This is a genomic window from Flavobacterium sp. (assembly GCF_035760125.1).
Lineage (GTDB): Bacteria > Bacteroidota > Bacteroidia > Flavobacteriales > Flavobacteriaceae > Flavobacterium.
Genome location: NZ_DASTTN010000488.1, coordinates 1 through 21,771, shown reverse-complemented (window position 1 = coordinate 21,771; position 21,771 = coordinate 1). Strand labels below are relative to the sequence as shown.

General features: G+C 33.0%; 21 protein-coding genes and 1 pseudogene. 5 read left to right on the top strand and 17 right to left on the bottom strand.

The features are described from left to right. Window positions 1–236, bottom strand: a 236-nt coding sequence (locus tag VFS71_RS17445; protein ID WP_326402878.1) for a DUF4254 domain-containing protein, incomplete at its 3' end; no start/stop codon positions are given. An 88-nt stretch (window positions 237–324) separates the two neighbouring features. On the opposite strand from VFS71_RS17445, the gene upp reads away from it, so the two are divergent. Continuing rightward, the gene (gene upp, locus VFS71_RS17440; RefSeq protein WP_326402877.1) at window positions 325–978 is read left to right on the top strand and encodes a uracil phosphoribosyltransferase; all 654 of its coding nucleotides are present in this window, start codon (window positions 325–327) and stop codon (window positions 976–978) included. On the opposite strand, the gene VFS71_RS17435 is transcribed toward upp, so the two are convergent. Continuing rightward, the gene (locus VFS71_RS17435; protein WP_326402876.1) at window positions 973–1,902 is read right to left on the bottom strand and encodes a DUF6427 family protein; all 930 of its coding nucleotides are present in this window, start codon (window positions 1,900–1,902) and stop codon (window positions 973–975) included. The two genes, upp and VFS71_RS17435, sit on opposite strands and share 6 nt — an antisense overlap. Before the next feature lie 145 nt (window positions 1,903–2,047). Between VFS71_RS17435 and VFS71_RS17430 the strand changes: the two genes are divergently transcribed. After that, a complete protein-coding gene (locus VFS71_RS17430; protein WP_326402875.1) occupies window positions 2,048–2,278 on the top strand; it encodes a DUF6341 family protein in 231 nt (76 codons plus the stop codon). Between the two features lie 68 nt (window positions 2,279–2,346). Here the strand turns inward: VFS71_RS17430 and purD are convergent, their stop codons facing one another. Beyond that, window positions 2,347–3,621 (bottom strand): phosphoribosylamine--glycine ligase, encoded by a 1,275-nt coding sequence (purD, locus tag VFS71_RS17425; protein WP_326402874.1) that lies wholly within the window; start codon window positions 3,619–3,621, stop codon window positions 2,347–2,349. A 151-nt stretch (window positions 3,622–3,772) separates the two neighbouring features. Between purD and VFS71_RS17420 the strand changes: the two genes are divergently transcribed. Further along, the gene (locus VFS71_RS17420; protein ID WP_326402873.1) at window positions 3,773–5,083 is read left to right on the top strand and encodes a phenylacetate--CoA ligase family protein; all 1,311 of its coding nucleotides are present in this window, start codon (window positions 3,773–3,775) and stop codon (window positions 5,081–5,083) included. 41 nt (window positions 5,084–5,124) lie between these two features. On the opposite strand, the gene VFS71_RS17415 is transcribed toward VFS71_RS17420, so the two are convergent. The 3 genes from VFS71_RS17415 to VFS71_RS17405 are packed head-to-tail and all read right to left on the bottom strand — an operon-like array spanning window position 5,125 to window position 8,235. Beyond that, window positions 5,125–5,898 (bottom strand): glycosyltransferase family 2 protein, encoded by a 774-nt coding sequence (locus VFS71_RS17415; protein ID WP_326402871.1) that lies wholly within the window; start codon window positions 5,896–5,898, stop codon window positions 5,125–5,127. Window position 5,899: 1 nt separating this feature from the next. Further along, entirely contained in the window at window positions 5,900–7,252 is a 1,353-nt protein-coding gene (locus VFS71_RS17410) for an exopolysaccharide biosynthesis polyprenyl glycosylphosphotransferase (RefSeq protein ID WP_326402869.1), read from the bottom strand. Next, window positions 7,252–8,235: a UDP-glucuronic acid decarboxylase family protein gene (locus VFS71_RS17405; protein WP_326402867.1), complete on the bottom strand. Its 984-nt coding sequence runs from the start codon at window positions 8,233–8,235 to the stop codon at window positions 7,252–7,254. The genes VFS71_RS17410 and VFS71_RS17405 overlap by 1 nt, the downstream gene beginning before the upstream one ends. Before the next feature lie 207 nt (window positions 8,236–8,442). Between VFS71_RS17405 and VFS71_RS17400 the strand changes: the two genes are divergently transcribed. Beyond that, on the top strand, window positions 8,443–9,519 hold the full coding sequence (locus VFS71_RS17400; RefSeq protein WP_326402866.1) for a glycosyltransferase: 1,077 nt from the start codon (window positions 8,443–8,445) through the stop codon (window positions 9,517–9,519). Here the strand turns inward: VFS71_RS17400 and VFS71_RS17395 are convergent. From VFS71_RS17395 to VFS71_RS17360, 8 genes are all read right to left on the bottom strand, one after another. Continuing rightward, a complete protein-coding gene (locus VFS71_RS17395; RefSeq protein ID WP_326402864.1) occupies window positions 9,496–10,473 on the bottom strand; it encodes an O-antigen ligase family protein in 978 nt (325 codons plus the stop codon). The two genes, VFS71_RS17400 and VFS71_RS17395, sit on opposite strands and share 24 nt — an antisense overlap. Before the next feature lie 292 nt (window positions 10,474–10,765). After that, window positions 10,766–11,827, bottom strand: coding sequence for a hypothetical protein (locus tag VFS71_RS17390; RefSeq protein WP_326402863.1), 1,062 nt, complete (start codon window positions 11,825–11,827; stop codon window positions 10,766–10,768). A 2-nt stretch (window positions 11,828–11,829) separates the two neighbouring features. Next, entirely contained in the window at window positions 11,830–12,918 is a 1,089-nt protein-coding gene (locus tag VFS71_RS17385) for a glycosyltransferase (RefSeq protein WP_326402862.1), read from the bottom strand. A gap of 18 nt (window positions 12,919–12,936) precedes the next feature. Further along, window positions 12,937–14,247 carry an MATE family efflux transporter gene (locus VFS71_RS17380; protein WP_326402861.1) on the bottom strand — a complete coding sequence of 437 codons (1,311 nt, stop codon included), beginning with the start codon at window positions 14,245–14,247 and terminating at the stop codon, window positions 12,937–12,939. 23 nt (window positions 14,248–14,270) lie between these two features. Beyond that, window positions 14,271–15,251 (bottom strand): hypothetical protein, encoded by a 981-nt coding sequence (locus VFS71_RS17375; protein ID WP_326402859.1) that lies wholly within the window; start codon window positions 15,249–15,251, stop codon window positions 14,271–14,273. Window positions 15,252–15,260: 9 nt separating this feature from the next. Further along, window positions 15,261–16,940, bottom strand: coding sequence for a DUF6909 family protein (locus VFS71_RS17370; RefSeq protein ID WP_326402857.1), 1,680 nt, complete (start codon window positions 16,938–16,940; stop codon window positions 15,261–15,263). A gap of 35 nt (window positions 16,941–16,975) precedes the next feature. Further along, entirely contained in the window at window positions 16,976–18,463 is a 1,488-nt protein-coding gene (locus tag VFS71_RS17365; protein ID WP_326402856.1) for a GH3 auxin-responsive promoter family protein, read from the bottom strand. Between the two features lie 58 nt (window positions 18,464–18,521). Beyond that, window positions 18,522–18,917, bottom strand: coding sequence for a peptidase (locus tag VFS71_RS17360; protein ID WP_326402855.1), 396 nt, complete (start codon window positions 18,915–18,917; stop codon window positions 18,522–18,524). A 328-nt stretch (window positions 18,918–19,245) separates the two neighbouring features. On the opposite strand from VFS71_RS17360, the gene tatA reads away from it, so the two are divergent. Continuing rightward, window positions 19,246–19,419, top strand: coding sequence for a twin-arginine translocase TatA/TatE family subunit (gene tatA, locus VFS71_RS17355; RefSeq protein WP_111408361.1), 174 nt, complete (start codon window positions 19,246–19,248; stop codon window positions 19,417–19,419). A gap of 128 nt (window positions 19,420–19,547) precedes the next feature. Here tatA and VFS71_RS17350 read toward each other — a convergent pair whose 3' ends face one another. The 3 genes and pseudogenes from VFS71_RS17350 to VFS71_RS17340 all read right to left on the bottom strand — a co-directional run. Beyond that, window positions 19,548–20,354, bottom strand: coding sequence for an ABC transporter ATP-binding protein (locus VFS71_RS17350; RefSeq protein ID WP_326402853.1), 807 nt, complete (start codon window positions 20,352–20,354; stop codon window positions 19,548–19,550). A 58-nt stretch (window positions 20,355–20,412) separates the two neighbouring features. Then, window positions 20,413–21,300 (bottom strand): nitrate ABC transporter permease, encoded by an 888-nt coding sequence (ntrB, locus tag VFS71_RS17345; protein ID WP_326402852.1) that lies wholly within the window; start codon window positions 21,298–21,300, stop codon window positions 20,413–20,415. Window positions 21,301–21,481: 181 nt separating this feature from the next. Further along, window positions 21,482–21,771: pseudogene (locus tag VFS71_RS17340) on the bottom strand (nitrate ABC transporter substrate-binding protein); the annotation flags it as partial.

Sequence of the window (21,771 nt, the reverse complement as noted above, 5' to 3'; positions counted from 1 at the left end):
TGATTTGAAGCATCAATTCTTCTTTTCAAAGTCAAAGCTGCAACTGGATCAATATTCGGATCACGAATGATATCTTCAAAATGCCATTGTACTGTATCAATCCAGTTTTTTAGATACAACAAATGTTCAAATTTATCTTTTGGAAAAGGATTGTTTATAGGTTGGTCAACATTATCAAATTGGTGATAATCTTTTATACTTTGCTCAAATACTGAATAAGCTAATTTTGAAAACATATCTTATGATTTTAGAAATACAAAGATACTTTTTATACTTTTGATAGTATAAAAAAACTACACAAATTAAATTTCTAATAACACCTCCATGGAAATTCATTATTTATCAGAAAAAAATAGTGTGTTGAATCACTTTTTAAGTCAAATTCGGAATGTCAATATCCAAAAAGACAGTATGCGATTTCGCAGAAATATTGAGCGCATTGGAGAAATTATAGCCTATGAAATGAGTCAGTCCTTTCATTACAGAGATATTGAAATAACAACTCCTCTTGGGGTCAAAAAAACAACCGAAATTGCGAATCAGTTGGTTGTATGTTCCATTTTAAGAGCGGGGTTGACCTTACATCAAGGCTTTTTGAACTATTTTGACAATGCTGAAAACGGTTTTATTTCGGCCTACAGGCACCATCCAAACAATGATGATTTTTTTGACATACTGGTGGAATATCAAGCTATTGCTAATATTAACGGGAAAATTGTTTTGTTGGTAGATCCAATGCTGGCCACTGGACAATCTATAGTAGCTGTTTTTAATAAACTGATGGAAAGAGGTTCTCCAAAAGAAATCCATATCGCCGTTATTATTGCGGCACCTGAAGGCATTACACATCTAAAAGAAAATTTACCTGACACCTGCCATCTTTGGATTGCTTCTCTAGACGAAAAACTCAATGACAAAAGTTATATTGTCCCTGGACTTGGCGATGCTGGAGATCTGGCCTATGGAGATAAATTATAACTGAGAAAAGAAAGTAAAAAAACTACAGGCCAAAAGCACAAACATAACGATTTCCTCTTTTAATTTTGGTTGTGATATTTCGATATGGGACGTAGCCATTATTGCCAATGGTGCAAAAGTAAAAACCAGTAACTCATTGCTTTTATTGTCTGATAAAACGAAAACGAAAATCCCAATAAAAAACGAAGCAATTACTTTTTTATACGAAGAAAGTAATACTAAAGGTCTACTGGATAATGTTGAAAACATTGATATTACAAAAAACAAAGCTATTGTGGCAAAAATAGAAAAAGCTGCATTTTGATAATTATTGGCAAAATAATCAAGACTTAAGCTGATTCTGCTTTTCTCCTGTAAAAATGCGATACTGTGTATATCAAAAATTAAGGAGCATAAAACAAATAAAATTGACACTGCAAAAAGGGCAATAAAAGGAATAACCCAATTTCTATAATCTCTGGAAACATGGAATATTACGGATATAAAAACTAACAGAATGTACAAAATACTCCAAAATTGAAATAAAGCCGCTATAAAAATCCACAATGAAGCATCAAAAAGTTTTTCTTTTGTTTCTTTTAATGTCTGCAAAGAAACAAGTCGTCTTAGAGCCAATAAAATAAAAAAATTGGCTAAAATCAGATTAGTATTATTTAATAAATTTGGAAAAAAAAGCAGAAATAAAAAATAAAAAAAAGCCGTGTAAGTACTGTCTCTGCTCAATCCGTTGCGTTTTGAAATAAAACTAGTAAGAAAAATAGACGCTAATAAAACCACTAATAATCCTAGCCTTTGGACAATAGAAATAACTGAATTTGACCAAGTTACATCTTGGGTTTGATATAGAAAAAAGAAAACCAGCATCAAAATAACCACCAAAGAAAAATTTAATGGTGTAGATTTTTTAAAAACACTTGTTATCATAAGGATATTTTATACTTTTGTGACTGTAAATATAATACTTGTTTAAAAAGGAATGGGACAAGATTAAAAAAGATTCAATAGAAAATTTGATTTTTTGATGTTCTAAATTCCAAAACATAAAATAATAAAATAAAAGACATACATTATGACATCATTTTTTGAAGGAATACAATACTTATTTGTAAACATTTTATTCGCACCTTTAGACTTTTTACGTTCATTAGAGCTTAAATCATGGTTTGGTGCCAATACTATCAACTGGATCTTTATGATTATTTGTTCAGTTGCTATCGTTTATTGGTGTAAACAATTGAAAATCTATGAGGAAAAAGGAGAGGAAAACCAAGATACTACCGCACACTCTTTTTTGGACTAAAAATTAAATCCAAATAAAATCAAAACACGAATTGAACAAATATTAAGTTCAATTCGTGTTTTTTGTTTTTAGATTAAATCGAATCCGATATCTTTTCTAAAATTCATTTTTTCAAAATGTATTTGATTTACATTTTTGTATGATTTATTCAAAGCTTCTTGAAAATTATCCCCGTAGGAAGTAATTGCCATAACTCTTCCTCCATTGGTCACCACATTTCCGTTATCCAATTTTGTTCCTGCGTGAAAAACGATAGAATCAGTAACAGTTTCTAAACCTGTAATTACTTTACCTTTTTCAAAATCTTCTGGATATCCACCAGAGACAATCATAACTGTAGTCGCGCTTCTTTCATCAACTTCCAGATTGAATTCATCCAGTTTTTCATTGGCTACAGCCAAAAACAATTCCACTAAATCCGATTTCAATCTTGGAACAACCACTTCGGTTTCAGGATCTCCCATTCTCACATTGTATTCTATAACAATTGGTTCGTTATTGACATTGATCAGTCCAATAAATACAAATCCTTTATATGGAATTCCATCTTTTTGAAAACCTTCTATAGTTGGTTTTACAATACGGGTTTCTATTTTTTCCATCAAAACTGCATCCACGTAAGGAACTGGAGAAACTGCTCCCATTCCACCTGTGTTCAAACCTGTATCCCCTTCACCTATGCGTTTGTAATCTTTCGCTGTTGGTAAAATTTTATAGTTTTTCCCATCTGTCAATACAAAACAGCTCAATTCTATTCCGTCAAGAAACTCTTCGATAACCACTTTTGAACTTGCTGCTCCAAATTTTTGGTGTACCAGCATATTCCTCAATTCAGATTGTGCTTCCGCTAAATCTTGAATAATCAAAACTCCTTTTCCTGCAGCCAAACCATCTGCTTTCAATACATAAGGAGGTTGTAATGTTTCCAGAAACTTACATCCTTTTTCAACAGTCTCGGCAGTAAAACTATCGTAAGCTGCTGTTGGAATTTTATGTTTCATCAAAAATTCTTTAGCAAACTCTTTACTTCCTTCTAGTGTTGCTCCAATTTTTGAAGGTCCAATTACCGGAATGTGTTTTAATTCTTGATCGTTTAGAAAAAAGTCATAAATCCCTTTTACCAGAGGATCTTCTGGTCCAACAACTACCATTTCTATATTTTCCTTGATTACTAATGCTTTTATGGCTTCAAAATCGGTGGCACTGATGTCAATGTTTTTTGCAATTTGAGCAGTACCAGCATTTCCTGGTGCTACAAAAAGGGTGTCACAAAGTGGACTTTGAATAATTTTCCATGCAAAAGCATGCTCTCTTCCTCCTGATCCTAATAGTAAAATATTCATGGTGCGGTTTTTTAGTTGCATTACTGTCTTTTGACAGATGGTGCAAAAATAATTGCTTTTGAACTTAAAAAATAATTATATGTCAAAAAGTTGTAACTAAATCACCAATAGTTGTGGCTAAATATTATTTTTGACAAAATTAACTCCTCCAATGTTCAAAATATTCGACTTAACGCTTCAAATAAATGGTTTTCCTATGCAGAAAGCCAAGTCCGAATTACAAAAAATAATTGCCATTCCAGAGGAAGAATACGGTCATTTCATTGAACAAAAAAAATTGGAAATCGTAAATTTTCATTTAAATAATAATCCTTTTTACAGGGAATTGGTCGGAACTGAATCTTTAAAAAATTGGTCAGATTTACCAATTTTGAATAAGCGAAATTTACAGAAGCCTTTGAAAGAAAGATTATCTTCTGGTTATACCGAAAAATCTATTTACCTAAATAAAACATCAGGCTCAAGCGGTGATCCTTTTATTTTTGCCAAAGACAAATTTTGCCATGCCTTGACATGGGCTTCCAATATATATCGTTTTGGCTGGTATGGAATTGATTTTAACTCTTCCTATCAAGCTCGTTTTTATGGAATTCCATTAGATTTTATTGGAAACAAAAAAGAAAGATTCAAGGATTTTTTGAGTCACCGATATCGGTTTTCGATATTCAATTTATCTGATGAAGTTTTGGAGCAATTTTTAAAGGATTTTGAAACCAAAAAATTCGACTATATCAATGGCTATACGAGTTCGATTGTTTTGTTTGCCAAATTTTTACAGAAAAAAAATATTGTTTTAAAAACCATTTGTCCCACTTTGAAAGTGTGTATGGTCACTTCCGAAATGCTTTTTGAAGAAGATAAACTACTGTTGGAAAAACAATTCGGGATTCCCATTGTCAATGAATATGGAGCTTCGGAATTGGATTTAATTGCTTTTCAAAATCCTGAAGGAGAATGGCAAATCAATTCGGAAACTTTATTTGTAGAGATTTTGGACGAAAATAATCAAGTAGTTCCAAACGGAACTTCGGGACGTATTGTAATCACTTCCCTTTTCAACAAAGCACATCCTTTTATTCGATATGATATTGGCGACATTGGAATATTGGACGAGAAAAGCACTATGAAAAAACCCATTCTTAAAAAATTAATTGGCAGAACCAATGATGTTGCCATTTTGCCCAGTGGGAAAAAATCACCCGGATTAACCTTTTACTATGTAACCAAAAGCATTGTTGAAGACGATGGAAATGTAAAAGAATTTGTCATTAAACAAACCCAAATAGACCGCTTTGAAATAGAGTATATCAGTGATTCAGAATTGGATGGAGAACAAATTGAAAAAATAAACAAAGCTGTTACACTGTACCTAGAACCAAATTTACACTTTACTTTTGTCAGAAAAAGAGCTCTGGAAAGAAGCAATCGCGGAAAATTGAAACAGTTTACATCATTTTTATAATGTAAATAAACTGAACTACACTGATACAGAGTCTTTCGGGATTAAATTATTTTTTTTATATAACGCGGTTTTATTATTAACTGGGTAAATAAAAATCCAATCATAATAAACATAGAACTAACATAACTAAAACCGTGATAACTTCTATAAACGGCAAAGTTATGTTTCAATAAATCAATCTTGGATGCCGATAGTGAATTATCCCTGATGCGATAAATTGCTAAACTTTCTGGTACGGGTTTTGCTTTCTTCATCTTTTTCAAAATGGTAAGCCACATCATCCAATCTTGACGTTTTCGAGTTGACGAAATCGCTATTTTCCCGAAATAGTTTCTGTCATAAATCCCTGTAAGATTTCCAACATAATTACAAAAGAACAATTGACGATAAGAAAGGTTTATCGGCGCCTCTACCTTTTTATTTAACGAATTTCCAGCCTCATCAATACAGTCATAGAAAGAGAATGTAAAAGGCACTTTATTATCTTTTAAAAATTGAAGCTGCTTTTCGAGTTTTAAGGGTTTCCACAAATCATCTGCGTCCAAAAAAGCAATGTAATCTCCTTGAGCTTTTGACAAAGCGGTTTCTCTGGCAATTCCAGCACCCGAATTTTTATCAAGTTGAAAAAAATGTATCCTATTATCATTGGCCATGAAATCTTCAATTATAGACGACGTCTCATCTATAGAACAATCATCTACAATAATCATTTCCCAATTTTGGTAAGTTTGATTTTGCACAGATCGAATAGTTTCAGCAATGAATTTTACAGAGTTGAATGACGGAGTAATTATAGATACTAGGGAATTTTCCATTTTAATACGCTTTCTTGTCTCCTTTTAAAGTATTATAAATAGTATTGAAAATGATTTTCAAATCCAACAAAAGTGACCATTTTTCTATATAAAAAATATCATACCTAACTCTGTTTATAATGTCTTTGTCCGTTTCAACTTCTCCTCGAAACCCTTTGGTTTGGGCCAAACCAGTTATGCCTGGTTTTATAAAATGACGCACCATGAATTTATCAATCCGTTCTGCATACATATTGGTATGACTTACCATATGCGGCCTTGGTCCTACTACAGACATATCTCCCAATAAAACATTGAAAAACTGTGGTAATTCATCGATGCTCGTTTTTCGGATAAACTTACCAACTCTTGTGATTCTTGCATCGTTTTTAGAAACTTGTTCAATATCTGCCAGCTCATTTATTTCCATAGATCGGAACTTAAAACAATTAAATTCTCTATTATTCAAACCATTTCTTTTCTGAACAAAAAACAATGGTCCCCTGGAATCCATTCTAATAATAATTGCCAAAATAGGTGTTAACCAAGATAATATCACAGCTATAATTAGTATTGAAAAAACAATGTCAAAAATGCGTTTGATTATTTTATGCAAAGATTCATCAAGGGAAATAGTCCTTTGCGAAATTACGGGTATGTAATCATAATATTCAAAAACTGTATTTAAAGAAAGTAATTGTTTTTGATCTGGAATAAACTTAAGCGTTTTCAAATTATTATCGGCAAAAAAAATAAAATCTTCCACTTGCTTACTGGTCAAGTCTGTCAAGGAACAATAAATTTCATCAATTTTGTTTTCTAAAATAAAAGAAAAACTCTCTTGAAGATGTTCCAATTTATGATTTTCCAAATTGAATACTTTAATCAATTTATAACCGTAATCAAGATTTTCTTCAAAAAAATGCTTTAGGGGCTCAATACTTTTATCCTTTCCAATAAGCACCACTCTTCTAAAATTACCGCCAAATATGATTCGGTATTTTCTTAGAAAAAAATAAATAAATAATTTAAAACCAAGAATTACGTCTACAGATATTGTTGTGAATTTCAGTATTGTGGACAAACTATTCCTTTCGGGATAAAAATAAGCAAGGGCTAGACAACACGTTGCAAAAGCAATAGCTTGCTTCAAAGTACAGTTCAATATAGCTATTACTTTGGTGTATCGATAGACTTCATAAAAACCTAAATTGCCTGCAATAATAAACCATGCGCAACTGATAAACAAAGCATAAAAGTCCTGAAAAATAGGTATACCAGAAAAATACACAGCAAAAACATTGATAATAACCAAATCTAATAAGCGCGAAAATGGGCGAATATAACCCGAATATCTTCCTGTTTTAGTTTTCACTAATTAATATACTTAGAAAAATCTTTATGTTCCTCCTTAGATAATTCTTCTTTGGATAATGATTTAAAATAATCATACGTGATTTTCATCCCTTCAGCACGATTCACTTTTGCTTCCCACCCCAGTAGTTCTTTAGCTTTGGTAGTATCTGGCTGACGTTGCAAAGGATCGTTTATAGGTAATGGATGGTAAACTACTTTTTGATTAGTTCCTGTTAATTTTATAATCTCCTCAGCAAAATCTTTGATGGTAATTTCATCGGGATTACCAATGTTAACAGGATACACATAATCTGAATGCAATAACCTGAAAATCCCTTCTATTTGATCATCCACATAACAAAAGGAACGGGTTTGCATTCCGTCACCAAAAATGGTTAAATCTTCTCCACGAATGGCTTGGCCAATAAAAGCAGGAATAACACGACCATCATTGAGTCGCATTCTTGGTCCATAAGTATTAAAGATTCTAACAATTCGAGTTTCTACTCCATGAAAAGTATGGTACGCCATCGTGATGGATTCTTGAAAACGTTTGGCTTCATCATATACTCCTCTTGGTCCAATCGTGTTTACGTTCCCGTAATATTCTTCAGTTTGTGGGTGAACCAAAGGGTCTCCATAAACCTCAGATGTCGAAGCGATAAGAATTCTTGCTTTTTTATTCCTTGCCAAACCTAATAAATTATGTGTCCCAAGCGAACCCACTTTTAAAGTCTGAATCGGAATTTTGAGATAATCAATAGGACTTGCCGGTGAAGCAAAATGCAGAATATAATCCAAATTTCCAGGAACATGCACAAACTTGGTAATGTCATGATGATAAAATTCAAAATGCTCTAATTTGAACAAATGCTCAATGTTTTTTAAATCACCTGTGATAAGATTATCCATTCCTATTACATGATATCCTTCTTTGATAAAACGATCACATAAATGAGATCCTAAAAATCCTGCCGCTCCGGTGATGAGTATTCTTTTCATATTTGATATATTCTACTATAATTAACTTTGGTAATGTGCACAAATGTACTAAAATATTTTACCTTTTGATTTACTGATAAATGATTACCACTAAACATTTCGTCATCAATTCATGTTTAACTAAGCGGTAAAAAACCGAACTCTCGTCCAAAAAAAGTATATTTAGCCAACTTTAATCTATTTTTGTTTCAATAAAAATTAGCCACTTTGAAAGTTGTCCATATAATTGAAGCATTAGGAGGAGGTGTTTATACTTATTTCAAAGACTTGTCCTATTATTTTGGAGATGATGAAATAGTAAAAGACCTATCTACTACCATTATCTATAGTGGAAATCGCAAAGAAATCGATCCAGAAAAAATTGAATTCGAATTTTCAAAAGAAGTATCCCTGATAAAAATAGATATGGTTCGTGAATTTTCACCAATTCAAGATTTTAAATCCATTCTTCATTTAAGAAAAGAACTTAAAAAATTAAATCCGGATGTCATTCATCTTCACTCTTCAAAAGCTAGTGTTTTGGGCAGAGTTGCTTGTTTTCTATTGTTTAAAAGAAAAAAAATATTTTATACCCCACATGGTTATTCTTTCCTTAGAACTGACATTTCAAATTTGACCAAAAAAACCTATTGGCTCATTGAAAAAAAAATTCAGCAATTATTCGGGGGTGTCACAATTGCATGTGGAGACACAGAATATGAAATAGCCAAAAAAATAGGAAAATCATATTTGATACGAAACGGAATCAATATTGAAGAAGTGAGTCAACAATCCATAAAACACCAAAATCAAACTTTAACAATTGGAATTGTAGCGAGAATAACCACTGCAAGAAACCCAAAACTATTCAATGCGATTGCATTGCGCTTTCCCGACTTTAATTTTGTTTGGATTGGAGATGGAGAATTAAATTGCGAATTAACTGCTTCCAATATAAAAATTACAGGTTGGTTCATGGATAGAAATGATGTACTGAAAGAACTCAATGCCATAGATATTTACATTCAAACTTCTCTTTGGGAAGGATTGCCTATCGCCGTTTTGGAAGCAATGGCCATGAAAAAACCGGTTTTGGCAACCAATGTTATTGGTAATAAAGACATTGTTATCCCAAACGAAACCGGTTTTCTTTTTAATGAAATTGAAGAATTGGATAGTTATTTGGAATTATTGAAAGACGACAAAATCCGAAATCAATTTGGAGATAATGCCTATAAAAGATGCAATGCTTTATTTGATAAAAATAAAAATTTAAAAGCTCTAGCTGCTCTTTATCAGCAATAACTTCTGTTGCAGCCAATAACTTCCAAAAATTGCCATCCATAATCCACTGAAAGCAATACCATCAAAGCGCAGTAAAAAATCATCGGTGAGATTTGATGTGAAAAAAAGGAAGAAAAAAGAAATAACTACAGCATTTTTTAAACTAAACCCCAAATAGCCAATTGTAAAAATATAAAGCATAACAACCAAAGGGCCTAATATTCCAAATTTTATTAAAAAATCAAGAAATTGATTATGCGTTGGGAACTCATACTCTGCCAAAAAATGCTGATTTGTTTGCTTGTAATATTTGATTAATTCTGGTTTTCCATCTGATGCTCCTACGCCAAAAGGAAGATTTTTTACTGCGAGCTCCCAACCCGATTTCCATATAGAAACTCGAGTTACAAGAGAATTGAATACTTTAAATTCAGGATGCTCAATTTCGTCCAGTTTACCTATTTTATCCATATAAGCAAAAGTCACCGAAGAATATTTCTCTTTCATATAAGGATTGCTTTGAACAAAAAAGAAAAGTACTCCTCCCAATGTAACTATTAAAACTGCCATAGTTTCTAACACTTTTTTTACATTGTATTTACGCATCACTTCTCCGAAAAAAACCAAAACAAAACCAATCAACACATTAAACAAGGCCATTCTTGTATTTACAAAAAGAACGAAGAAAAAAGACAGTATAAAAGCAATAATGTTGTTCATTTTAAGTGTCCATTTTTCATACAAGCGAAAAGACTCAAAAACAAAAAAAAGACTGCAAATCGACACAAAAGCCAAATGCATATTCAATGCAGGTGCATGAATCCCAATGCTGTTCGAAAACTCATATCCCATCTCCCATAAATCATTTCCGTTTACATATTTATGAATCAATTCAGGAAAATAAATAATAAATCGGATGAAGAAAAAAAGTAAAATAATCGTGGTTGTTAAACTATAAAATCTAAGAATTTTCAAGAACTGAATCCTTTGATAATTCCCTAAAATAAATAGCGGAAAAATAAGAAGTGAACTATATTTTTCTAATGATTTTATGCCCTTAAAAAGAGAATCATTGTTCCAAAACATTATGATTTCCAGAATTAAAGGGGATGCAATAAGGAATACTAAGATCAAAGATTGCTTTGTGTAATTCAGCTTTTTGATAAAAAACAAATTGAAGAGGGCAAACAATATAATCAATAAGGTACATGGTTTTCTAAAAATCATTGCAATGGCAATCAATCCCAGAAAACAGTTGAATATCTTATTAAAGTTTTTTTCTGAAATGGTCATAGTATAATGCATAATAAATTATAGGAAAAACACCTATTTTATGTCGAACAGCAGAACCTAAATCCGGCTCAAAAACACCTTGAACAATAAAAAAGGCAAACAAAATAAGTAAAATCCAAAGTTCATTTTTGTTTTTATCCCTCGCTTCAATACAACTGGAAAATCGAACTAGAAGAATGTAAAACAAGAAAAGCTGCCAGATGACAAAAAGCAATATTTGAGGAGACAAAATATACTTGAATCCGTTGACCGGAACATTAACCGAGAAAAAACCATATACAATACCAACAGTTTCTCCATACCAAGTATCTGGTTTTATTGGAGATATAATGCTAGAATTTGCATCTGCAGAACCCAATCTGGAACTATTCACTACTTCTCTACTGATTTCCGAAAAATAATGTCCTGAAACAACTCCATAGGATAATGATAAAAATATGGCAATTATTAATCCGTAAAAAATAGTGGTTACCGTCTTGTTCTTAAAATTGACTAAACTGGCTCCATACATCGTAATCGCAATAATTGGAATCAGAAAAAAATAAGGTCTGTAAAAAACACCAAAAATAGCGAGTAAAAAAAGAGAGGCAAAAAGTGCTACTCGAAATGAAATCTTTTTATTTAGAAACAAAAAAACAACCAGGGAAACAAATAAATAGGTAATAAATTCCTTGGATGGCATCGACATAAAAATAGCAATCATCAAGATTCCCAGATAGACGATCACATTTTTTATATTTAATTTTTCAAAATCAATAGGAATACCAATTTTATGCAGCACATACATCAGAATGGGAAATTGTATCAATCCGACTATTGGAAAAGGCAAATACCGCAAACCTGTTATTTTATAAAATAAAATAGTAAGCGGATAGCTCCCTATAAAACCTATTTCATTGCCTTTGTCAAGTGCTATAGTAACTGCATCATAAAAAAACCGTTTTGGCAAGACATAGAATGCTAGAACCGTAACCAATAAATTGAGTATAAATAATACAATAAAAGCTGCCGTACTTCTTTTGATTAACATTTGCATAATTATACTATTGTTTGATACAAATGTATGTGTTTCTCAACCATTAATTGTATATCGTATTGTTCCGATCTTTTCAAACAGGAATTTACGGTTTCTTGGTAATGCGCTTCGTTGGTTCTTAAACTTTCTATTTTATTGGCTAAATCCTTAGCCTCGCCTTGTCTAAATAAAATGCCGGCACCAGAAACAATTTCTTGTAAACCGGATACATCAGAAGCGACAAATGGTTTGCCCGAAGCCATTCCTTCAATGCTTGACAATGACAAACCTTCATATCTTGAGGATAAAACAACCACATCGGCCGTCTTTAATAATTGGAGAACATCCATTCTTAATCCCAAAAACGAAACGCGTTCTTGTAACTGAAGTTGTTCAACCAATTCCTGGCACTTTGTTTTAAAAACACCTTCACCAACTAAAATAAGCTTTACACTTTCAGGCAGATACTTTAAAGAATTGATTACCGTTTCCTGATCTTTTTGTTTATCAAATCTTGCCACTTGTATCATCACAAAATCTTGAGCATTAAAAAGAATGGAAATTTCATTTTTAAAATAAGGCTTTGCAGCATGAATTTTTTTTAAATCAATTCCGTTTTCAATTACAACAAATTTAGATTCTCTTATTCCTGTGTAATTTTTAAATGTATTGGAAATTTCATTTGAAACACATACCACTTTGTCATAAAATCGATAAAAAAGCCTGTCGATTACCGCAATAAAACGGTTCTCCAATCTTGGATTTGTCGAGTTATGTTCTGTTAGTAACAATTTAATTTTGGAAAAAGACAACAACTTTGCCAAAACAACCCAATATTGAGAAGGAAATAAATGTACCTGTGCAATATCATATTTCTTCAAAAAAGGAATAAGTTTAAAAATCTGTATCGGATTATAAACCGATTTTAAACCCAATGAATAAATAGAACAACAACCTGTTTCTTTTAATGCTTGCATAAAAGGACTTGGCGTACCATTCAACACCAATAAATCAACTTCGAATCCTTTTTCTCTATAAACAGGTATAGTGTCCAAAAGTAATTTCTCGGCACCTCCTGATGCTAAACTGTTTATGATATGCACTATTTTCATCCTTTAAAACTCAATTTTCTAACTCAAAAAAACTTTTACTCTGTCCTTTTTATAAATTACAACAGCGGCAATACTATTCCAAAAAATAGAACTGGCCACAAATGCAGTTGCTGCACCAGTCATCCCATACTTTGGTATTAACAACCTGTTCAGAGTAAAATTTATAAGTACAGCTACTATTAATATGTTTTGAAAAATATGCTGTCTGCCAGTCATATTCAGATAAATAGGTACAGTACCGAAAGCGGAACATATTCCCTGACCGATAATTAAAATAAGTAAAGCATCCTTTGCCACCACATACCCATTCCCAAAAAAACCTAAAATATACTCTGGAAATAAACAAACGGTAAGTGCTGCCGGAAAAGTCAATAGAAATATCAAACGAGAAGCCTGTTGAACTGTTCTAATCAAATCTATTCTTCTTTTGCTAAAAAAATATTCCGAAATTTTGGTCGAAACGGTAATATTCACTGTGATAATTACCATTGAAAGAATCGTCATCAATTTTATCGCTACCGAATAAAATGCTACCGTTGCATCATCCCTGTATTTTTTTAAAAAAAGAATATCAAAACTCATTAATAAAAACAAAGCCATACCACTGATTGCAATTGGATAAGATTTTGTGAATATTTCTTTATAAGTGAAGTCTGCAACCTTATTTTCAATTTCAGTTTTGCTGAAATAAAAATAAACGATACTGGTTGTTACAATCGAAAGAAGAACAAAGCCTATCAAGAAAACCTCAACCAAATAAGTTTCGGCACCAAAGTAAGAGAGCAAAACGGCTCCAACAATCAATGGGATATATTTAATGGTATTTCTAAAAAGTTCCGCAAGGTAAAAATGATCCAATACGCGAAAAACCTCGGTATTCAAAGTCGATAACCCGTAAAAAAACAACACCATTATCGATTTCAAAAGAATACCGTAAACTCTCGAATCAGAAAAATAATTATTAATAAATTTTTCGTCTATACTCCAAAATATCACTAGAAATAAAACTGACATCAACAGCAACAATCCTACCATTTTGCCATATACTTTTTTGATACCCTCCAAAGAGTTTGAAACCTCAAGTCTGCCTTTAAAATACAATATTGACTGGTCACAGCCCAACAAACAAATGCTTCCGGCCACCAATAGAAAAGAACGGACAAAATCATACTGCCCGACAATTTCTGGCGGATAGGTTTTGGTTAAAAATATAGTGAACCCAAACAAAGTAATTACGCCAAAAACCCTCAAAACCAACGTGATTAAACTTTGATAAACAAAGGGATTTTTGTTGATTTTCAATAATTGATTCCGATTTTTTTTTAACATATTTTGTTCTCCATACTCATTACTTATTCCAAATTTGCATTTGCTTTCAGGGATTGCTTTTTATAAAAAGAAATAAAAAAGCTAAAGAAAATAAAAAGAATAACAAACACTAATGGTAAAATAAAAACGAGTTTCCCTTTAAAGGTCTTATTGCCTTTTATGTTCAAAACCATTCCTTTTTCTTTAATTGCCTTATCCGTATTGTACTGTTCGATTTTTAATGTCCCTATTTGTGCAGATAAAGAATCTTTGGTTCTGATAATAGCATCTATGTTTAAATTTTGATTATAATAAACCAGTTTTTCATTATTTGGATGATTCCCATAAGCTCCCGAAAATTGATTCAAAATTCCATCAATCTGAAGAATAGTAGCTTCTTTACTTTTTATTTTATTTTGAATATTTTGGAAATTTATTTTTTTGTAAGCCTCATAATATGTACTTGTATTCAAATATTTTAAAAGGGGTTCAATAGTGTTTTCGGAAGAAATAACACCAACCGTATTAAGAATGATGGTATGAAGGGTATAATTTTTACTGGTTGTTGTCTCTTTAACAATCGATTTAAGGTCTCCATTTTGAGCCATCAATTGTAATAATTCCATGTTTTTACCATCCTTATTCATCAAATTATATACATCTACAACAGGCTCTATAGAAATGGAAATCATTCCTGAAGGTTTTTCAATACCAATAGATTTTAAAAACAAAGTATCTCTTAAAGCAATTTTGGAAGCTAAAAAATCAATTTTGGAATACAGATAATCCGTTGATTTAAAATTTGGACCAATAAGGATTTTTTGTTCAAAACGAGAACTTACTTTCTCCAAGAAAAAACCTGTCACTAATCCAATAACCACCAGGACTGCTATAATAATTGCATTTTTTACAAAAAAATGAATAATCCTAAACAACAAAGTATTAATCCATTCGAAGAAATCCCCTATTCTGCTAAAAACCGTCAGTAAGTCAATTTCTGGATTATTTTCCTTTTGTGCACCCATATTGTGTTTTTATTTTACATTAAAAATTTGTTCCAATATCTTAATCGTGATCAGATATGTAGGTTTTACCCCTGTGGTTCCCAATCCTCCAGATGCCAATGTGCTTCCTGTTTCCAAAGGATTATCAGAGGCATAATAAGCATAGCGTACTTTGATATCGTGAGGAACACTTTTTCTGATTTTGGAAGCCGATTGAATCGCTTTTTGGTAATATGAGCCTTCCATTTCCAACCCAATAACACCCCAGGTCGATTCATGGAAGAACTTCAATAAATCTCTATTTTGCAATGATGTTCCAAGAACCGTAACCATTGGTCCCGCAAAAATTGCTATTTCATTACCTTCGAACATTTCGGCAGTCAATTCATTTTCGAAGAAATAATTATCGGCTGTTCCCTCATTGATATGTGCATTCGGAATCATGATATCTCCTTTTCCTCCTTCCAGAATTCCTGCTTTCCCCATAATCGAAACCGATTTTACGTTAAGCAAAGTATCTTTTTTATAGGGTTTCAATAATTCGTCTATCGTTTCATAAGCTTGTTCTCCAAAAGCATAGTCCATAACAATAATAACTGGTTTTTTCTCTCCTAAATCTGCCTTCGGAAAAGATGATTTTGACCAATCAATTTTGGCTGTATCAAAAATTTGTACATCTATATTTGTTCCAGAAGTATCCGGAAGAGAAATCATCCCTTGCTTCAATGCAACTGCTTCCACCTGATTGCGAAGTTCATTTGCCCCCGACTTGCTCAATTCTTCATAAATAAAGAAATCAGTTTTGTCTTTGAATTTTGTTTTCAGAATGGGTGTCGCAAAAATAGAATTCATCACCGAGTGCATATTGGCACTAATCACGTGAATTGGTCTATCCAGCAATTGATTTGCTTTCAAAACTTCCTTGATGTTGGTTGCCCAAACTTCTCCATGGATATGATGTCCCAATCGTTCTCTGAGAATAGGGCTGAACGTAATGGTTCTTTTATTGTTCTCAACAACTTCTTCTATAGCCAATTTTCCCAACCAATAAATCACGTGTAAAAAACGATCGGGTGCTGCTTCGGTTCCAAAAGCATCGTAAATGTCCAAAACCTCCTCAAAGGTTCTCCCCAGAATATTGGCAGCATGGGAAATTGCCTTTTCTTTTTCAACAAGACTCAGTTTTTTGTTTTGAGAAGCTGCTACTTCCAATTTTATCCAATCGCGGGAAACCTCACCTGCATCATCAAGTAAAATTCTATTTTTAATTTTGTGTGATTCTATAAAAATAAAAGTCAAATGGGTCAGAATATCGTAAATGTCCGATCTTCCTCGAGTGATCTCGACATTCATCTGTTCCTCGTCTATACGGTAGCAATTGCGACGTCTTTTTGGCGGAACTATAGCTTTAAAATGTGATTTGGAATAGCCTTCATCCGAGGTCAAATTAATAAAACGGCACTCTTCGATTCCTATGGGAAGACGCTCAATAACGTATAAAAGTCCATTTAATTCAACTTTTTCTTCGGCAATATTTCCATAAATTTCAGGTCTTAGGGCCAATAAAGCTTCTCTTAATGTATCCCCGGAAATTCCCATCGGTTTATAAAATCCTCTATTGAAAAGATGGCGCATCGTGATGTACATTTTTTCAATTGCAGCCGATGATTCTTGTGCTCTGGATCTGGATATATTTTTAGTTTCTTTCATGCTTATATTCTTTTATACCCTCAAATGTATAGTTTTTATTTTTGGTTTAAAACAGCTACAATACTCCTGTCATTAGAAAGTCTTGGGATTTTATTCTGTCCGCCCAATTTTCCAATTGATTTCATGTAGTTCTGAAAACCGTTTTTAGCCACTTTTGTAATAACCAGTTTTTTCAAAACATGTCCCACAATCAAGTCGTCATAATAAATGTTTTGCTTTCGCATAGCATTGTCTAGCGCTTCCGCAAAAGTGTTACTGTCGTCTGGTTCATTTTCAAATTCAATAAACCATTCGTGATACGGCAAGCCCTCTAATGGCGTAATTTGTGGTGCTACGGTAAATTCATTGACACTTACGTTTGTTCCCTCCATCGCTTCCTTCAAAGCGTGTTCAACCTCTTTCCCAATAACGTGTTCTCCAAAAGCCGAAATATAGTGTTTGATTCTCCCCGAAACAATAACTCGATAGGGTTTCAAAGATGTAAACTGAACAGTGTCGCCGATATTGTAACCCCAAAGTCCAGCATTGGTAGAAATAATCAAAACATAGTTTACGCCCAACTCCACTTCACCTATCGTATATCGTTTTGGGTTTTCTGTAAAAAAGTCTTCGCTCTTTATAAATTCGTAAAAAATTCCAGAATTCAGCAACAGTAACATTCCTTTTTCTTTTTGGGAATCCTGGTAGGCAAAGAAACCTTCAGAAGCTGGAAATAACTCGATACTGTCTACTTTTCTTCCTATTAAATTTTCGAATTTGGCTCTGTAAGGTTCATAATTAACTCCTCCGTAAATAAACAAATTGAAGTTCTTGAAAATCTCTCCTACGGGCTTTTCTGCTCTTTGTTGCAGTTTTTCAAAATACATTTGCACCCATGACGGAATTCCCGAAATCACGGTCATATCTTCCTTGATTGTTTCATCAACAATGGCGTTTACTTTGGTTTCCCAATCTTCAATACAATTGGTTTCCCATGAAGGCAGTCGGTTTTTTTGCAGATATTTGGGAACAAAATGCGCCACTATTCCAGACAGTCTGCCTAGTTTTATTCCGTATTTTTCTTCAAGAATAGGGCTTCCTTGCAAGAAAATCATTTTACCGTTTACAAAATCAGCTTTTTTGGTTTCGTGTATATAAAGCAAAATAGCATTTCGAGCCGCTTCAATATGATATGGCATTGATTCCTTGGTCAACGGAATGTATTTGGCACCCGATGTCGTTCCCGAAGTTTTGGCAAAATAAAGTGGTTTCCCTTTCCAAAGTATATTTTCTTCCCCTTTTACCAATCTATCCACGTAGGGCTTCAAACCTTCATAATCACGAACAGGAACTTGATTGGCAAAATCCACATAGGTTTTTATCTGGTCAAAATGATGATCTTTCCCAAATTCAGTTTGCTTTGCGGTCTGTATCAAATTTTGGAAAACAGCTTTCTGGGTTTCAACCGGAGAATTGGCCCAAGCTTGTGTCTTTTTATATATTTTTTGTGCAAATATTTTTGCTGCAATCGATTTTAGTGACATTCTTTTGGGCTTTGTTTAAAAATTGTAATGTTCTGTTATAATTCCGAAGCTCTTCGGATTATTTTTTAGTGTTTTGACTCTTTCTTTTTGTGGAGGATTGCTGAGTATTCTCTTCTTTATTCACTCTTTCCCTCAACTCCTTTTCTTTTTCAGAAGGCGATAAATCTACAGGTTCTGCAGCTTCATCAGCACTTGAAAGTATAGAATCTTTATTGAATTTGGCGTATTCTAAATCACCATTCAGCACTTTTTGAATCGATTTTATATAGGTTTCATTTTTCTTCAAAGCAATCGAAAGGGAATCTGATTTTAATGCCAAAACTGTTGCGTCTCTTTTTAATTGAGAAGAAGAATAACCGGGTATGAATTCTCTTAAAGGCGTAAAAGCAATCAAAACGGTTGTTATCGAAATCAAGAAAATAGCGCCTAATGAAAGCGAAACAAAGACACTCATAATGTTCAATTTGAAAGAAAAAATTTCCTCAAAAGTATCTTCATTCAAAATTATTAATCGGTTTTTGATTAATAATCTGTCAAAAAACTTCTTCTTTTTTAATCGATTACTGGACATGGTATTTGTTTAAGTCACAAATATAATAATTTAAAGTGTTGCCAACACTAGCCTCTTCTAAGTAGTTGAATTCCTAGCCCTACAATTTTATAAAATATTTAACGCTGTCAAAAGCAAATAAATCAATCAAAATGAATGTGTATTAAGTTATTCTATATACATTTGCACATTAGATTTATTACAAATTTGCTACGGCATTAAATATTCAATCATGGGAAGATTAGGTTTACCAGAAATCCTTGTTATATTGGCAGTTGTTTTATTACTTTTTGGAGGTAAAAAAATTCCAGAATTAATGAAAGGTTTAGGAAGCGGTGTTAAAGAATTTAAAAACGCAGCCAAAGACGATCAGCCAGCTGACAAAAAAGAAGAAGAAACGAAATAAGAATTTTGATAAAAAATTCCTAAATCTTAAATTCCAAATTCCAATTTTATATAGGGAGTTTGGAATTTTTTATTTAAAAAAAAAGCCTTTTCAAGAGTTGAAAAGGCTTTTTTTGGCAACAAAATTAACTAATTTTTATAGGTAACTCCCATATCCTCAATCGAAAAATGGTCGGTCAAGAGATGCAATAAATGATCCCTTAATTCGATATATTCTGGGGTTTTTACGATTTCAATCTTGTTTCTCGGCCTTGGCAAATTTACCGTAACAATCTCGCGAATAGTTGATGCTGGGCCATTGTGCAAAACCACAATTCGGTCTGACAAAAACAGTGCTTCCTCAATATCGTGCGTAATCATCACGATCGTTTTTTCTCTGTTATTCAAATTCCATAATTTCAAAACTTCAAGCTGCATAGAACCTTTCGTTAAGGCATCCAATGCGCCAAAAGGCTCATCCATCAACAATACTCCAGGATTTATGGCAAAAGCTCTCGCGATGGCCACTCTTTGTTTCATCCCGCCCGAAAGTTGTCCTGGCAATTTATCTTTATGTTGAAACAAATTAACCATTTTAAGATTTTTAATCACGATTTCGTGTTTCTCGGCTTTGGAACAATCCATAACCGAATCCACTGCCTGAAAAATGTTGTTTTCTACCGTTAACCAAGGCAATAACGAATAGTTTTGAAAAACGATACCACGGTCCGGTCCTGGTCCCTTGATGTTTTTATTATCTAATACTACAGATCCTCCTGTTGGGGTAAGCATCCCTCCTATGGCGTTCATAATAGTCGATTTTCCACAACCTGAATGTCCAATGATGGATATGATTTCCCCTTTTTTGATAGAAAGGTTAATGTCTCTTACTGCAATGTATTTCCCTTTTGGAGTTGGAAAAGATATTTCCAAATCTTTTATTTCTAAATAGCTCATAACGTTTGTTTTTTTTAGTTAAAAAAGTTTCTAAGACTCTAAGTTTCTTAGCATTTTCCTAAGCTTTATACGATACTTTGTTTTCAATCATTGTAAAAAATCCGTCAAAAATAATTCCCACAAATCCGATGATGATAATGGCCGAAATCACTTTTTCCAAGCTCAATGCATTCCAGCTGTCCCATACAAAAAACCCAATTCCCGCACCACCCGATAACATTTCGCCGGCAACAATTACCAACCAAGCAACGCTGATGCTCAATCGCAATCCTGTTATAATGTGTGGCAAAGTGTATGGAAAAACAACTTTGGTTAAATAACGCCATTTTGAAAAACCAAAAGCTTTGGCGACATTTTTATGGTCTTGCGGAATAGTCCCAACCCCAAAAGCGGTGTTGATTAATGTGGACCACAAAGAGGTAATAAATACTATGAATATTGTCGCCATTCCTGTGTCTTTGAAAACAACCAAACCGATAGGAAACCAAGCCAAAGGTGAAACCGGTTTTAAGAACTGAACGATAGGATAAAACACTTTTTTGAAAAAAGAACTCGCTCCAATCAGGATTCCGAAAGGAATTGCAAATAAAGAACCCAATGAAAATCCTAATAAAACGGTTTTTATAGAGACAAACAGTTGCAGTCCAATTCCTTTATCGTTTGGACCGTAATCATAAAACGGATCACTCAGCATTTCATATAATACTTTCAAAGTAGCCGTTGGCCCAGGAAGTGCTTCCTTGGTATAATAACTCAATAAGCTCCAAAATCCACAAAAAATGGTCAATCCAATACAAGCAAATCCAATCGATTTTGCTTTTTCTAAAATATAACGTGACGCTTTTTTAAGGCTTTTTTTCTTAATTACTTTACCAAAAGTGTTTAGAAGTGAATAGCTTCCTGCTATCTCTTCTTGTTCGATTGTTGCTGTAGTTGAATTTGACATAATTATAGATTTTAATATTATTTTTAATATTTGTGTTTACAGCGGGTGTTTACTACCACTATTATTGGTGCTTACTACCAATAGTGTTGGTGTTTACTACTACTTATCAATGGATTTCAATCCGATGCTTCCTCTGGATTGATCAATAAGCCATAGTCCTCTAAATAGCCCGCCAAACATTTTAACGTTTCACCACTTTTAAATATGCCGATGGATTTGCCGGGTTGAACACCGTTTTGTCCATTGTAAGCGAGAAAGGTTTCATATCGTCTGTTGGGATTTTAATTTTCATGCTTTTGGCCACTTCTTCGTATAAATCCTGAAGGATCAATTTATCGGCAATCGCTTTATAATTAGGTTCCTCTTTCAGATATCCAAAGCGTACAAATTGTGCCATAGCCCAAATAGCGTGTGATTTTCGAGGGTAGTTCACTGTTCCGCCCTTGTAAAACAACATATAATTATTACTGT

Excerpts from the sequence above, each read along its gene's own strand:
- VFS71_RS17405 (WP_326402867.1), bottom strand. The coding sequence starts at position 8,235 with ATGAAAAGAATACTCATCACCGGAGCGGCAGGATTTTTAGGATCTCAT.
- VFS71_RS17370 (WP_326402857.1), bottom strand. The coding sequence starts at position 16,940 with ATGAAAGAAACTAAAAATATATCCAGATCCAGAGCACAAGAATCATCG.
- ntrB (WP_326402852.1), bottom strand. The coding sequence starts at position 21,300 with ATGTCAAATTCAACTACAGCAACAATCGAACAAGAAGAGATAGCAGGA.
- VFS71_RS17415 (WP_326402871.1), bottom strand. The coding sequence starts at position 5,898 with ATGGAAAATTCCCTAGTATCTATAATTACTCCGTCATTCAACTCTGTA.
- VFS71_RS17390 (WP_326402863.1), bottom strand. The coding sequence starts at position 11,827 with ATGCAAATGTTAATCAAAAGAAGTACGGCAGCTTTTATTGTATTATTT.
- VFS71_RS17380 (WP_326402861.1), bottom strand. The coding sequence starts at position 14,247 with ATGTTAAAAAAAAATCGGAATCAATTATTGAAAATCAACAAAAATCCC.
- VFS71_RS17360 (WP_326402855.1), bottom strand. The coding sequence starts at position 18,917 with ATGAGTGTCTTTGTTTCGCTTTCATTAGGCGCTATTTTCTTGATTTCG.
- tatA (WP_111408361.1), top strand. The coding sequence starts at position 19,246 with ATGGGAAGATTAGGTTTACCAGAAATCCTTGTTATATTGGCAGTTGTT.
- VFS71_RS17365 (WP_326402856.1), bottom strand. The coding sequence starts at position 18,463 with ATGTCACTAAAATCGATTGCAGCAAAAATATTTGCACAAAAAATATAT.
- VFS71_RS17350 (WP_326402853.1), bottom strand. The coding sequence starts at position 20,354 with ATGAGCTATTTAGAAATAAAAGATTTGGAAATATCTTTTCCAACTCCA.
- VFS71_RS17435 (WP_326402876.1), bottom strand. The coding sequence starts at position 1,902 with ATGATAACAAGTGTTTTTAAAAAATCTACACCATTAAATTTTTCTTTG.
- upp (WP_326402877.1), top strand. The coding sequence starts at position 325 with ATGGAAATTCATTATTTATCAGAAAAAAATAGTGTGTTGAATCACTTT.
- VFS71_RS17430 (WP_326402875.1), top strand. The coding sequence starts at position 2,048 with ATGACATCATTTTTTGAAGGAATACAATACTTATTTGTAAACATTTTA.
- VFS71_RS17375 (WP_326402859.1), bottom strand. The coding sequence starts at position 15,251 with ATGGGTGCACAAAAGGAAAATAATCCAGAAATTGACTTACTGACGGTT.
- VFS71_RS17420 (WP_326402873.1), top strand. The coding sequence starts at position 3,773 with ATGTTCAAAATATTCGACTTAACGCTTCAAATAAATGGTTTTCCTATG.
- purD (WP_326402874.1), bottom strand. The coding sequence starts at position 3,621 with ATGAATATTTTACTATTAGGATCAGGAGGAAGAGAGCATGCTTTTGCA.
- VFS71_RS17385 (WP_326402862.1), bottom strand. The coding sequence starts at position 12,918 with ATGAAAATAGTGCATATCATAAACAGTTTAGCATCAGGAGGTGCCGAG.